Origin of the sequence: Flavivirga eckloniae (genome assembly GCF_002886045.1) — a bacterium.
In the GTDB taxonomy this organism is placed as follows: Bacteria; Bacteroidota; Bacteroidia; order Flavobacteriales; family Flavobacteriaceae; genus Flavivirga; species Flavivirga eckloniae.
Genome location: NZ_CP025791.1, coordinates 1,815,170 through 1,828,938 on the forward strand (window position 1 = coordinate 1,815,170; position 13,769 = coordinate 1,828,938).

Annotated in this window: 12 protein-coding genes; 5 read left to right on the plus strand and 7 right to left on the minus strand. The window is 33.2% G+C overall.

The window, feature by feature from the left end; translation table 11 throughout:
* Positions 1 to 11: 11 nt before the first annotated feature.
* The 3 genes from C1H87_RS07545 to C1H87_RS07555 all read right to left on the minus strand — a co-directional run bounded on the left by C1H87_RS07545 (position 12) and on the right by C1H87_RS07555 (position 4,015).
* Positions 12 to 416 (minus strand): DUF4345 domain-containing protein, encoded by a 405-nt coding sequence (locus C1H87_RS07545; protein WP_102755228.1) that lies wholly within the window; start codon positions 414 to 416, stop codon positions 12 to 14.
* Between the two features lie 351 nt (positions 417 to 767).
* Positions 768 to 1,862: an ABC transporter permease gene (locus C1H87_RS07550; protein ID WP_102755229.1), complete on the minus strand. Its 1,095-nt coding sequence runs from the start codon at positions 1,860 to 1,862 to the stop codon at positions 768 to 770.
* Positions 1,863 to 1,870: 8 nt separating this feature from the next.
* Positions 1,871 to 4,015, minus strand: coding sequence for a carboxy terminal-processing peptidase (locus C1H87_RS07555; RefSeq protein WP_102758204.1), 2,145 nt, complete (start codon positions 4,013 to 4,015; stop codon positions 1,871 to 1,873).
* Between the two features lie 175 nt (positions 4,016 to 4,190).
* Between C1H87_RS07555 and surE the strand changes: the two genes are divergently transcribed.
* The 5 genes from surE to C1H87_RS07580 all read left to right on the plus strand — a co-directional run bounded on the left by surE (position 4,191) and on the right by C1H87_RS07580 (position 9,311).
* On the plus strand, positions 4,191 to 4,967 hold the full coding sequence (gene surE / locus C1H87_RS07560) for a 5'/3'-nucleotidase SurE (RefSeq protein WP_102755230.1): 777 nt from the start codon (positions 4,191 to 4,193) through the stop codon (positions 4,965 to 4,967).
* Positions 4,960 to 5,244, plus strand: a complete 285-nt coding sequence (locus C1H87_RS07565; RefSeq protein ID WP_233783385.1) for a hypothetical protein — start codon at positions 4,960 to 4,962, stop codon at positions 5,242 to 5,244. The genes surE and C1H87_RS07565 overlap by 8 nt, the downstream gene beginning before the upstream one ends.
* A 93-nt stretch (positions 5,245 to 5,337) precedes the next feature.
* Positions 5,338 to 6,453, plus strand: coding sequence for a lipid-A-disaccharide synthase (gene lpxB / locus C1H87_RS07570; RefSeq protein WP_102755231.1), 1,116 nt, complete (start codon positions 5,338 to 5,340; stop codon positions 6,451 to 6,453).
* A 255-nt stretch (positions 6,454 to 6,708) separates the two neighbouring features.
* A complete protein-coding gene (locus C1H87_RS07575) occupies positions 6,709 to 7,248 on the plus strand; it encodes a C40 family peptidase (RefSeq protein ID WP_102755232.1) in 540 nt (179 codons plus the stop codon).
* Positions 7,249 to 7,271: 23 nt separating this feature from the next.
* Positions 7,272 to 9,311 (plus strand): ComEC/Rec2 family competence protein, encoded by a 2,040-nt coding sequence (locus tag C1H87_RS07580; protein ID WP_102755233.1) that lies wholly within the window; start codon positions 7,272 to 7,274, stop codon positions 9,309 to 9,311.
* Between the two features lie 62 nt (positions 9,312 to 9,373).
* On the opposite strand, the gene C1H87_RS07585 is transcribed toward C1H87_RS07580, so the two are convergent.
* From C1H87_RS07585 to C1H87_RS07600, 4 genes are all read right to left on the minus strand, one after another.
* Positions 9,374 to 9,916, minus strand: a complete 543-nt coding sequence (locus C1H87_RS07585; protein WP_199769341.1) for a thioredoxin family protein — start codon at positions 9,914 to 9,916, stop codon at positions 9,374 to 9,376.
* Between the two features lie 21 nt (positions 9,917 to 9,937).
* Positions 9,938 to 10,396 (minus strand): thioredoxin family protein, encoded by a 459-nt coding sequence (locus tag C1H87_RS07590; RefSeq protein WP_102755235.1) that lies wholly within the window; start codon positions 10,394 to 10,396, stop codon positions 9,938 to 9,940.
* Between the two features lie 88 nt (positions 10,397 to 10,484).
* Positions 10,485 to 12,227, minus strand: a complete 1,743-nt coding sequence (locus C1H87_RS07595; RefSeq protein WP_102755236.1) for a peptide MFS transporter — start codon at positions 12,225 to 12,227, stop codon at positions 10,485 to 10,487.
* Positions 12,228 to 12,362: 135 nt separating this feature from the next.
* Entirely contained in the window at positions 12,363 to 13,757 is a 1,395-nt protein-coding gene (locus tag C1H87_RS07600; RefSeq protein WP_102755237.1) for a peptide MFS transporter, read from the minus strand.
* Between the last annotated feature and the right edge of the window lie 12 nt (positions 13,758 to 13,769).

Below are 13,769 nucleotides of genomic sequence, written 5' to 3' on the forward strand. Positions count from 1 at the left end.
TATATGTTATTTTAAACTGATTTGTGTTTTTTGCGATAATAAACCAACACATAAAGACTAGCCCCTCCTATAACCAATTCAATAATCGTTGCCCCTATTAAGGAGCTTGAAGGCATCCCATCTATGATTACACTAAAAACACGAGAAACTCCATAAGAAAGATAAAACAAACAGGTCAACAGAACCGAACCATATGTCAACCTAGCCATAAACGCCCCGGATAAAATTAATATACCAGCAATAAGCAATGTACCTCCTGGAGCTCTTACCTCGCTTAAAAGATTAATGTTTCCTTCAAGATCAATTCCGGCTGAAGCCTGAAAAGCTACAGGCACAAACAATAGGCTTCCTCCTATAAAGATCCCTATAATTCCAGAAGCAATTAATAATGCTTTAACTAATTTTGATTTTTCCATTTTTTTGATGATTTTAATTAACAATGCAAAGGTCTTACGAGTAAAACAAAAATCTCTTGACTTAAGATAAGATTTGATATGTCACAAAATGTAGGCGGCAAATTCAGCCTCTATGATTTTATGCGGAACAGATAATTATGGAAAAAGAAGCGTCTGGATTTGGTCAACCAAGCAAGGTTACTGTTCATTTTTATGATTTTGCTTACCAAAATACCGAACTACAAAAGACTCTGCAGCTACCCAGACTATTGGTGATTATAATCAAAAATATTTGAGTCTTTTATATACTTACCATTAAAGCTAAGGTAAAACTGAGTATAGAAATATGGTTTTTACTGCACAAACACCTTATTAGCTTTTAACATCTAAAGCATCCCTAAGCGCATTACCAATAAGCATAAACGCCATTACCAAACTCATAATACAAAGCCCAGGTATCATAGCTAAATAAGGCTTACCAAGTATAATGTAATTGTAGTGATCTTTAATCATAGCACCCCAACTTGCCATGGGCGGCTGTGCTCCAATACCTAAAAAGCTAAGACCGCTTTCTATTAAAATAGCACCTGCAAAATTAGCGGCTGAAATCACTATTACCGGCGCCATAATATTGGGTAAAATATGTTTAACAATAATTCTAAAATCATTGAATCCTAAAGCTCGTGCCGCAGTTACATATTGCATCTCTTTGGCACTTATTATTTGTCCGCGCACAACTCTGGCCACCTCAACCCACATGGTTAGTCCCACAGCTATAAATACTTGCCAAAACCCTTTCCCTAACGCTAAAGTAATTGCTATTACAAGTAATAACGTAGGAATAGACCAGGTTACATTAATAATCCACATGATTACAGCATCTACTTTCCCACCAAAATAGCCTGCTAAACTCCCCATAAAAATTCCTATAAACAGGGAAATAAAAACCGCTACAAATCCTATAAAAAAAGAGATTCTAGCACCCACTAATACACGACTCAATAAATCTCTTCCGTATTTATCTGTACCAAAAAGAAACGTCTTCTTTTTTATATAGCCATCTATTCTGCTATCGGGAAAGGCATTTAATGAAATTGACTTCTCCACACCTTCTAAACCATCGGATGCATATTCCTTATACATTAAAGCGTCTTCCTGTACTTCATATTCCGAAATTGGAATTTCTGTATCGGTATTTTTCTTCCCAAAAAAAACTTTATTTACCCAACTTTGATCAGTAACCAATTGTGATGGAATGGTTAACATGTCTACTTTAAAGCCAGGCTTCTTGGAATGAATTGACAAATGCATCTGGTTGGCTACCTGCGAATTATCGGGAGCAAAAACATAAGCAAACACGGATACTAAACCCACCAAAATAATAAAGCAAAAACTAAAAACGCCCCAAAAGTTCTTTTTAAACTTTTGGAGCGCCAATTGTTTTAATGAGCTTGATGTATGACTCATAAATAAGTTTATTTTCTAACCTTAGCTACTGCTTTTTTAATTGGATATGATACTTTTAAATCTTCTAATACGTTAATTGCTTCTTCAATATAAACATCCTGACTTAAGCTTTTATGCCAATATTCACGCTTTTGTTTTAAGTCTGTCGTATCTTTATTGAAAAGTGATTTCTCGTAACTATGCGAATCGAACGTTAAGTTTGTTTGATAATTTGATATGGCTTCAAATCGCTCAGACTCTTCCTTATTTATATCTAATTGAGCTCTATAAGTCTTATAGTTTAAAGAAAAAATAGTCTCATCTATTTTTTGCTTTACCCATTTAGCATTTTCTTCAATAAGCTTTAACTGCTCATTATTAGCCATACGCTCTTTACTCTTTCTTATTGTTTCATCGTAATCGAAATAATACTCCCATGGGGTGTAATCGGCTGCATCAATTTCATCCCATGGTAATGGGTTTTCTTTATCCTTTTCACCTACATCAATAAAACTAAAACGTCCAGGTACATTTACATCACTTTTAACTCCTTCTAATTGAACAGACCCTCCATTAATTCTATAATACTTTTGGGTTGTTAATGCTAAAGCGCCAAGATCGCCACTAGTATTATTTCTTAACATCTTGTTTAAGTTAACAACATTCTGAACGGTTCCCTTACCATAAGTTTGTTTACTACCTATAATGATAGCACGTTTATAATCTTGCATCGCGGCTGCCATAATTTCGGAAGCTGACGCTGAAATCTCATTAACCAGTACAACTAAAGGCCCATCCCATGAAATAGATTTATCTACATCTTTTAAAACCTCTTTGGCTTCACCAGTTGAACGTACCTGTACCACGGGTCCTTCTTTTATAAATAAACCAGCCATATCTACAACTGCTGGCAAAGACCCACCACCATTGTTACGTAAATCTAAGACCAAACCTTCAATACCTTCTTGTTTTAAACGCTCGATTTCTTTTTTTACATCTATAGCTGCATTTACATTTTCGTAATCTTTAAAGTCAACATAAAAAGCTGGTAAATTAATTACTCCGAATGCTTTACCTCCCTTGTTTACTACCGAAGATTTTGCATAGGTTTCAACCAATTCTACAATATCCCTGATGATTTCTATATCTTTAACCGTACCATCGACTTTTTTTACAGTTAGGGTTACTTTAGTTCCCTTTGGTCCTTTTATATATTTTATGGCGTCGTTTATACGCATACCTACTATGTTTACAGGATCCTTTTCGTCTTCCTGCTTCACTTTTAAAATAATATCTTCCACTTCCAACTCTTTATTTCTCCAAGCTGGTCCACCAGAAATAAGCTCAACTACTTTTATGTAGTCCATTCTCTTTTGTAACCTAGCTCCAATTCCTTCCAGCTTACCAGACATACGTTGGTCAAAATCTTCTTTACCTCTGGGTGCTAAATAATATGTATGTGGATCGAACTCTTCAACTATAGTGTTTACATAAATAGCAAACCAATCTTCCCTTTGTAAGTCATCTATATTATCATTAAAATAAATATCAATAGATTTTAACGTGGCCTCACGAGCTTCTTTTTCTATTTGAGCCTCTGGCTTCATCACATAAGATGGATCTTTTTCTTTTGCTAATTGTTCTTCATTAACAATATCGTCGTAATTAGAAAGTGTTGAGAATTTAAGTTGTTTTCTCCAACGCTCTTTCATTTCCTCTCGGGTTGTTACAAACTCACTATCTTCGTGACTTGTATCATATATTTCATTAATAGTATAATCGAAAGGTTTCGACAACACTTCTTTATATATTGACTTAGCTTCTTCTATACGCTTCAACATACGTTCATGTACTACATTGAAGAATGTAATTTCTGGTTCTTCAGCTTTAAGCTGATTATCGATAAAAAACTTATACTTTTCAAAATCTTTATAATCAGACTCATAGAAATAGCGTTTAACTGGATCAAGAACTTCTATATAATCTGAAAATAATTCGGCAGAAAAAACATCATTCATCGCTATAGGATCAAAATGCCCCTTTTCTAAAACAAATGTTATTATTTGTATTAGCAATTTATCTTTATCTGGATTACTGAATTTTTTTGTAGTAAAACTGCATGATCCGAAAGCCAATAATAACAGAAGCGACAAAATTTTATAATTCCTTTTCATAGTATTTCTCATGTATTATTAATTTAATTACCCTCTAAAGCAAAATTTATTTTTCACTAAAATAAAGAAAAAACTATGCCAATATAGTTAATTATAACTAATTTTTTGTTAAACCAAAGAATTTAACCGTTTACTGACTAAATTGTGTATTTTAGCGATGACATTACAGTATTAAATGACAGAAAAACCTCTTATTTTAGTTACTAACGACGACGGAATTAGTGCCCCCGGTATTCGAACATTAATTTCTATTATGAATACCATTGGTAATGTGGTGGTTGTCGCCCCGGATAGTCCACAAAGTGGAATGGGTCATGCTATTACGTTAGATTCTACTCTTTATTCAGAACGCGTTTACATAGATGATGGCCCACAAATTGAGTACAGCTGTTCCGGTACTCCTGCCGATTGTGTAAAATTGGCTATTAGGGAATTGTTAGATCGAAAACCAGATATTTGCGTTTCTGGTATTAACCATGGATCAAATTCATCTATAAATGTTATTTATTCTGGCACTATGAGTGCGGCTATTGAAGCTGGGATTGAAGGCATACCTGCTATTGGATTTTCTTTGCTTGATTACACATGGAATGCCAACTTTGAACCTTCGGAAACTTATGTAAAAAAGATTACCGAACAAGTTTTGAATAACGGCTTACCCAACGGCATTATACTTAATGTAAACATTCCTAATATTTTAAAGAAAGCCATAAAAGGTATTAAAATTTGTAGGCAAGCTAAGGCTAATTGGGTGGAGGAATTTGACAAACGCAAAAGCCCTCAAGGTAAAGACTACTATTGGCTTACGGGCAAATTCGTTAATTTGGATGGAGGCGAAGACACCGATGAATGGGCGCTGGAACAGGATTACATTTCTGTTGTACCTACTCAATTTGATTTAACGGCACATCAATTCATTAAAAATTTAAATACTTGGAATTTGAATGATTAAAAAAGATATTTTTATAGGAATATTTGTTGGTCTAATAGCCAATGCTATTGGATTATTTTTTGCTGCAACCCTTTTAGGGCATGGGGATAATTTTGTAACCGTTGTTAAAGCTGCTGCAAGTGAAGGTTTTTTAGGGAAGCTAATAAGCTTAGGAGCTATTTTAAATTTAATAGCCTTTTTTATTTTTATAAGAAAAAAACAAGATTATAGAGCTAGAGGCGTTTTATTAATTACAGTTTTTATAGCTGTTTTTACATTCGTTTTTAAACTTTTTTAAATCATATATAAATAGGTCTCGGCTTTAGTCTGTTTTGAGAATCCGCTTACTTAGCGAACAAACAGTCGAAAAGCTTGATCTAGTAATTGAAAAATGAAATATTATATTTTAGCAGGAGAAGCTTCGGGCGATTTACACGGCTCTAACTTAATGAAGGCGTTACTAAAAGAAGATGTTAATGCAGACATCAGGTTTTGGGGTGGTGATCTTATGCAAGCTGTCGGCGGTACTTTGATAAAACACTACAAAGAGCGTGCATTCATGGGGTTTACCGAAGTTATTATGAACCTTTCTAAAATTTTTAAACTCATTTCGTTTTGTAAAAGCGACATTAAAGCTTTCAATCCGGATGTTATTGTTTTTATTGATAACTCAGGTTTTAACTTACGTATAGCTAAATGGGCAAAACAACATAATTTTAGAACCAACTATTATATTTCTCCACAAGTTTGGGCATCGAGGGCCAGTAGAGTAAAAGCTATAAAGCGAGATATTGATGCTATGTATGTTATTCTACCTTTTGTAAAACCTTTTTACAAAAAATACGATTACGATGTAACGTTTGTTGGGCATCCTTTGATTGATGCTATTTCTAATCGTGAACAGGTGGATGAGTTCGAATTTAGGAAAACTTACAATTTAAATGACAAACCAATTATTGCACTGTTACCTGGAAGCAGAAAGCAAGAGATAACGAAAATGCTATCGGTTATGTTAAGTCTGGTTGACGATTTCCCCAATTACCAATTTGTAATTGCCGGTGCTCCAAGTCAAGATTATAGTTTTTACGAAACTTTTATAAAATCTTACGATGTTGCATTTATTTCCAATAAAACATACGATTTATTAAGTGTTTCAACTGCTGCATTAGTAACTTCCGGTACTGCCACATTAGAAACGGCTTTGTTTAAAATACCTCAAGTAGTTTGCTATAAAGGAAGTGAGATTTCGTATCAAATTGCTAAAAGAATTATCACTTTAAAATTCATTTCGTTGGTTAACCTTGTAATGGATAAAGAGGTGGTTACCGAACTCATTCAAGGCGATTTTAATAAAAAAAGACTCCACAAGGAATTGGATAACATTTTAAATACCGATACGCGCAACAAACTATTTATAGATTATTATGAACTGGAAAATACTTTAGGCGGAAAAGGAGCTAGTGAAAAAACGGCCAAACTAATCTACAACAGTTTATCACATAATTAGTTTATAGCAACCTACCCTTGGTTAAATACATTTGTAAATTTTATGATGCCTTTCTTTTAATATTTAAAAGGAAACTTAAAGTTACGTTTTCAAGAAATTATTTTCGATTAAAATGAAAGCAATTATCTCCCTTTAGATCAAATAAAAACAGCAGCAAAACTCAAGCTGATACTATCGTCTACTAAAAATAAAAAACTTTTGTATCTTATTTTATTATAAATTTACAATTAGTAACCCAAACCTACTTTATTATACATGCAAAGAACTATTATTATTCTTTTAGTAATTATAAGCTTTACTAGCTGTAAATCCTCCAAAAAGGCCAGAAGTAAAAAAGAAACGCCTACTAAAGTTGTCATCTCCAGAAAAAACAAAAAAGAAACCGCCACCTACAAAACCAAACATGTTACCAAAGCAGATCATATAGTAGACTATGCCATGCAATTTAAGGGTGTGCGCTATAAGTGGGGAGGCACCACCAAATCTGGAATGGATTGCTCCGGATTAGTTTTTCAGTCTTTTAAAGCCCATGATGTATATTTACCTAGAATATCTCGGGATATGGCAAAAAAAGGTGATAAAATTTCATTAAAAAAAGCTCAGGAAGGTGATTTACTTTTCTTTAAAACCGGAAAAAGAGGAAGGCATCGTATTAATCATGTCGGTTTGGTTGTAAAATCAAAAGCTGGCGATATTACCTTTATTCATGCTACCACCAGCAGAGGTGTTCTTGTTTCTAAACTTTCTGAAAACTATTGGAAATCGGCATTTGTTGAAGCTCGTAAAATTTTGTAAGATATTTCATATATTGCATTCGTATGCAATTGCTGAATTTTACAATTATTAAGCTAACTGTTTGCCTAATTTCTGGAATTCTTCTTGGCTTTTTACTTAACATTCCTTTAGATACATCTGTATATATAACGGCTATACTTGTTGCTGTTTTATTACCGTTTTATTTTATCGCGAAAGAGCAATTCATTAAAACTAATTGGTTTGGTATTTTGTCTTTTTCTACGATGATTTGTATCGGTGTTTTAACGATAAATCTTCATAATGAAAAAAACTTTAACAATCATTATACCAATCAAATTTCAACAGAAAACGCTTCTTTAAGAACCATAACATTTAGGGTTAAAGAGGTTCTAAAATCTGGAAACTTTCATGACAAATATGTTATTGATCTTTTAGAAATTGATGGATACAAAACTACAGGTAAATCGCTTTTAAACATCCAAAAGGATACTCTGTATCACACTTTAAAAGTTGACGAGATATTTATTAGTAAAACCGTCTTTAAGAATATAAGGCAACCATTAAACCCTCATCAATTTAATTACAAGTCGTATTTAGAGAAAAAATATATTTATCATCAATTATTTGTTTCTAATCATTCACTTTTAAAAGTAAGTTCAAAAGCTCACACTGTATTTGGATTTGCGGATAATATTCGCAACTACATCAATTATAAATTAAAAGGTTACAACTTTAGTCTTGACGAATTTGCCATAATTAATGCTTTGTTACTGGGGCAACGGCAAGACATTAACAAAGAAATTTATTCCAATTATACCAATGCCGGTGCTATACACATCTTAGCTGTGTCTGGGTTACATGTAGGGATTGTTTTAATCATTTTGGGTTTGGTCTTAAAACCTATTGAACGCTTTAAACATGGAAAGCTTATAAAAACCATTTTATTGGTAGTGCTTTTATGGTGCTTTGCTCTTATTGCTGGGCTATCGGCTTCGGTTACCAGAGCTGTTACCATGTTTAGTATTATAACAATAGCCATAAATCTAAAACGACCAACGAATATATACAACACGTTAGCAATTTCTATGTTTATACTATTGCTTTCTAAACCTATGTTTTTGTTTGATGTTGGTTTTCAATTAAGCCACCTAGCTGTTTTTGCTATAATTACTATAGATCCTATTATGTACAAATGGTGGAAACCCAAATCTAAAATTATCGATTTATATTGGCATACATTAACCGTTACACTTTCGGCTCAATTGGGTGTTATTCCAATAAGCTTATATTATTTTCATCAATTTCCTGGTTTATTCTTTATATCCAATTTGATAATCATTCCTTTTTTAGGTCTTATTTTAGGTCTTGGAATACTTGTTATAGTTTTAGCCGTTCTAAATGCACTTCCTCAATTTTTAGCCAATTTTTACGGACGTATTATTGGACTCATGAATGATTTCGTGGGTTGGATTTCAAAACAAGAATCCTTTTTATTAAGTGATATAGCTTTTAGTCTTTTATATGTCTTCGTTTCTTATTTGATTATTATTCATGTTGCTAAACTTCTAAAAAATTGGCATTATTCTAATCTGAAATATTTATTAATTAGCATCATCATGTTTCAGGGCGTCATTATTTATACCAACTATAACAAGCCTACGAATGCGTTTGTCATTTTTCATAAAAACAAACATAGCCTAATTGGTAATGTTATACACAACAAAATGATAGTAGCAGATGATCTTGGTGGTTTTTCGAGTGTAAAAACCAGTATTATAAGAGATTATACTGTTGGTAATCATATTGGTATTATTGAAAAAGATTCACTAGAATCTGTTTACCTTCTTAACAACAAAAAGCTTTTTATTATTGACAGCTTAGAGGTTTACAATATAAAATCGTTCGAACCAGATTATCTACTATTAAGACAATCACCAAAAATAAATTTAAACAGGTTGATTGATTCTATAAAACCAAAATACATTATTGCCGATGGTAGTAATTACAAATCCTATATGAATACATGGAAAATTATTTGTAAAAAAAGAAAGCTCCCTTTTCACCAAACCAGTAAAAAGGGAGCTTTTATTATTAGATATTAAGTTATGCTTAGGTTTCAACTTTGTCTATCTTGAACGTAGTTGAAGGCTCAACGACTTATACTTTATCCCTCAAATTCGGGTTTAAAAGCTTTAGAATAGGTATAAAACTTTTCTTGAGTATCCATTGCTTTATGATCGTCGTTTTTAAACATCTTTAAAAATAATTCTATTTCCTTGGGTTTTTTATACCCTGTAATAGGTGCGATTAAATCGCCCTTTTCATCTAAAAACACAATTGTTGGATAGGCACTAACTCTAAGATAACGAGACAATTCATGTACAGAATTTCTTCTGTTAGCTAATGCCGGATTATAATTGGGATTAGAATAAGTTTTTCCCTTATACTTTACCTTGTCATTGCCCTCTGCATTAAACTTTACGGCATAATAATGTTTATTCACATAATTAGCAACATCTTTATTCTGAAATGTATTCTTATCTAGCATTTTACATGGTCCACACCAACTGGTGTAAACGTCCATCATAATTTTCTTAGGTGTTTTCTGTTGAAGTGCCACAGCCTCTTCTAAAGTCACCCAATTAATCTCTTGCGCATTTGTTAAAACTGTTGCAAAAACAGCCAATAATAACAATATCTTTTTCATGATTCTATTTTTTACTATTCACTACAGCATCATTGCCGCATTACCAATCCATTTAGTTGGTCCACCAGCTACGTAACCTAATTTTCCTAATTTGGTTAAGTTTATTCGTTTTTCAGAATTCATTTCTGGGTTAACAAACCAAATAGTAGGATAGCCTCTCACCTGAAACATACTTTGTAACTGACGGTTTTGAGTTCTAACAGTATCATCTTGAGGCGCTCTTTTTGGAAAATCCAGTTCTACAAGTACTACATTCTCGCTAGCCCATTTCTTAAACTCTTTAGTATGAAACACTTCCTTTTGCAAACGTATACACCAGCCACACCAGTCTGATCCTGTAAAAAACATTAGCAACGGCTTTTTTTCTTTTATTGCAAATTCTGATGCTTTCCCCATATCTGTATGCCAAGTTAGTTCCTGAGCATAGGTAAACGCTGTTGTAAAAATGCTTATTAATACTATATAAATTGTTCTCTTCATACCCCTATTTGTTACAAAACGTGTACCGAACTTACAAAAAATGCTCCAAATTTGGAGCATTTTGAATATTATTTAACTAGTTTTTCGATTAACGAACACCGTGCATTAGCTTTTTTATGATTGGAGTCATAACAACTGAAAAGAATGCCGCTATTAAAGAAATGATCGTTAATATCCAGAAAAAGTAACTAATACCACTTTCATCTGCTACTTTATCTACATTTTCACCAAATACTCCAGCTCCTTTCATACCAATAGCTATAGCTAAATACCAAACACCAAACATAAAGGCTATCATTCTTCTTGGTACTAACTTACTAACATAAGACAATCCTACTGGTGAAATACAAAGCTCTCCCATAGTATGAAATAAATAAACCAAAATCAACCATATCATACTCACAGACGCCGTTTTAGCTCCAGGTTCTATTCCCATAGCTCCAAAAGCAACACATGCCATTCCTAAACCTAACAGGAACATTCCTATTCCATATTTCATGTTGGCTGAAGGGTTATATTTACTTTCCCACCATTTAGAAAATAAAGGTGCAAGTGTAATAATAAACAACGAATTTAAAACACTAAACCATGATGCAGGAACTTCTAATTTGTCATCTTTTAATTGATCTAAAAGCATCCATATTGCAATAGCCCAAACAATTAGAAAACTTAAACTTAAAAACAAATTAGACCATTTATATTTTGCAAAAGTCTGTTTAAAAAGTAAAAACAGCACCCAAGTAATAATTGCTAGAGGGATAAGCGTTATCGCAGCATTTACAATTCTAAATATATTCGCCGAAGTACCATCTAATGTTCTATCGGTATAATCTTTAGCAAAAATAGTAAGTGTTCCTGGTGATTGTTCGAAAATGGCCCAAAAGAAGACCGATAACAATGCAAAAAAGGTAACAGCTATTAATTTATCTCTGGTTATTTTAGAATATTGCGTAAATCTGTAGATTAACAACACCAAAAATAACCCCAGAGCCGTTAAAATGGCCATGTTATTACCATTTTCTCCAAGGAAAGAAAAGATATTAAATTCACCACCTGTTATCGTGGTTGCAGGAGCGTTAATAATCCATAACAACCCTAAAACCACCATTAATAAAATTAAACCTAGTTGCCAAGATGTAAAAGGCACTCGTTTATCATTATCTTGTGCTTCAATAGAGTTAGTATCATCCTTTTTGGGTTTTAAACCAATAGCTCCAAAAATATTTTGCGCCAACCAAAACTGAACCAACCCAAAAAACATAAAAATCCCAGCTAATCCAAACCCTAAGCTCCATCCTACTTTTTCACCCAAATATCCACATAGTAGAATGCCTAAAAACGCTCCGGCATTAACCCCCATATAAAAAATAGTATATGCACCATCTTTTTTCTCGGGTCTATCTTTGTACATTTCCGAAATAATTGAGGTCATATTAGGTTTAAAAAAACCATTACCTATAACCAAGAGTCCGAGCCCTAAATATATAGACCATTGTGTTTCTATAGCCATAGACGCATGCCCTAAAGTCATTAGTAAAGCCCCTACCAGAACCGCATATCTAAAACCAATAATTTTATCGGCAAAGTAACCTCCCATCATTGTAGAGAGATATACCAATCCTACATACGACCCAAATAAGGCCATAGCGTGTTCACGAGGCCAGCCCCAACCTTCGTCTAATAATGAAGCTGTTAAAAAAAGCACCAATAGCGCTCGCATACCATAATAGGAAAAACGCTCCCACATTTCGGTAAAAAACAATACAAATAAACCTGACGGATGCCCTAATACGGTACTTTTAAAAAATTGGTCGGTTGAATTTCCATTCATACTTAATTCATTTAAATTTAACTATTCAATATGTTTTATCGTTTATTATTTTATTTACCACACTTATTTATATTTATAAAAACGGCTAGTAAACAAAAGAAGAAAACCCTCAAAAAGAGGGTTTCTATATTATTTTTAACTATCTGCTAATTCAAAGCCTTCTGCTTCTTTAGTACTTAAATCGGTTTCATTATCTTCTGCTCCATGAGTAAGTGCTTTTAACTTTTTAAAGAACACAAACACTAAAAGGGCAAATATCATACAGAAAATAGCTATGCCTGTAAATACCTTAAATTCTCCGAAAATAGTAGAAGATTCTCCAAGTAAACCAGCGGCTTTATTTCCTAACCCTGTTGTTGCAAAATAAATCCCCATCATTATAGAGGCATATTTTGCAGGAGCTAATTTTGTAACGAATGAAAGTGATACTGGCGATAAACATAATTCACCCACTGTGTGGAACAAATAAGCTAAAACAAGCCAAATCATCATCGAGCTTCCTGCAGTATCATACTCTGTAGCTGCTGCAGACATAAACAAAAACCCAATTCCCGTGATGCCTAAACCAACAATCATTTTAAACAAAGAAGATGCTTCAGTTCCTTTCAATTGTCTTTTAGCCCAAAAAGCAGCTACTGCAACCCCTAGAGTTATTATGAAAAAAGAATTCAAAGATTGAAACCAAGTTGCAGGCACTTCCCACCCCATTAGCATCCTATTTGTTTTCTCTTTAGCATAAATATTCATTAACCCTCCTGCTTGTTCAAATGCAGAAAAAAATGCTATAATTAATAAAAAAGAAATAAGTAAAACAATAACTCTATCTTTTTCAATTTTAGTAAGAGGTCTTTTATAAGCTTCTTGATCTTCTGCTTTTTTCGATTTACCTAAATAATTCCCAACATGAACCAAATATTTTTGACCAGCTAAAAATTGAACTAGGCCAATAACCATCAATATTCCTGCTAATCCAAAACCATAATGCCAACCATGCACTTCACCAACATAACCAACAATTAATCCGGACAGGAAAGCACCTATGTTAATACCAATATAAAATATGGTAAACCCTTTATCTCTTCGCACATCTCCTTTTTGGTAAAGCCCACCTACCATGGTAGAAATATTAGGCTTTAAACACCCAACGCCAAGGATTATAAAAATAAGCCCTGTATAAAATGCCCACATCGCTTCTATTGCAAGAACACTATGCCCTATAACCAATAGTATTGCCCCAAGAATTACAGATTTCTTTTGACCAAGAAGTTTATCTGCCAAAATACCTCCGGGAATAGACATTATGTATACCAATGCTGTATACCATCCATATAGTGACAATGCTTCTCCTTGAGTCCAACCAACACCTGGATTTAAGTCTGTAGTTTTTGAAGTTAAATAAAGAACCAGAAGCGCTCTCATCCCATAATAAGAGAAGCGTTCCCACATTTCAGTAAAAAACAGAACATATAACCCAACTGGATGTCCTAAAAATTCTTTTTCATGAGGTTTTTTTAATGCAGTAGCTGCCATATATATATTATT

Excerpts from the sequence above, each read along its gene's own strand:
- C1H87_RS07545 (WP_102755228.1), bottom strand. The coding sequence starts at position 416 with ATGGAAAAATCAAAATTAGTTAAAGCATTATTAATTGCTTCTGGAATT.
- C1H87_RS07550 (WP_102755229.1), bottom strand. The coding sequence starts at position 1,862 with ATGAGTCATACATCAAGCTCATTAAAACAATTGGCGCTCCAAAAGTTT.
- C1H87_RS07555 (WP_102758204.1), bottom strand. The coding sequence starts at position 4,015 with ATGAAAAGGAATTATAAAATTTTGTCGCTTCTGTTATTATTGGCTTTC.
- surE (WP_102755230.1), top strand. The coding sequence starts at position 4,191 with ATGACAGAAAAACCTCTTATTTTAGTTACTAACGACGACGGAATTAGT.
- C1H87_RS07565 (WP_233783385.1), top strand. The coding sequence starts at position 4,960 with ATGATTAAAAAAGATATTTTTATAGGAATATTTGTTGGTCTAATAGCC.
- lpxB (WP_102755231.1), top strand. The coding sequence starts at position 5,338 with ATGAAATATTATATTTTAGCAGGAGAAGCTTCGGGCGATTTACACGGC.
- C1H87_RS07575 (WP_102755232.1), top strand. The coding sequence starts at position 6,709 with ATGCAAAGAACTATTATTATTCTTTTAGTAATTATAAGCTTTACTAGC.
- C1H87_RS07580 (WP_102755233.1), top strand. The coding sequence starts at position 7,272 with ATGCAATTGCTGAATTTTACAATTATTAAGCTAACTGTTTGCCTAATT.
- C1H87_RS07585 (WP_199769341.1), bottom strand. The coding sequence starts at position 9,916 with ATGAAAAAGATATTGTTATTATTGGCTGTTTTTGCAACAGTTTTAACA.
- C1H87_RS07590 (WP_102755235.1), bottom strand. The coding sequence starts at position 10,396 with ATGAAGAGAACAATTTATATAGTATTAATAAGCATTTTTACAACAGCG.
- C1H87_RS07595 (WP_102755236.1), bottom strand. The coding sequence starts at position 12,227 with ATGAATGGAAATTCAACCGACCAATTTTTTAAAAGTACCGTATTAGGG.
- C1H87_RS07600 (WP_102755237.1), bottom strand. The coding sequence starts at position 13,757 with ATGGCAGCTACTGCATTAAAAAAACCTCATGAAAAAGAATTTTTAGGA.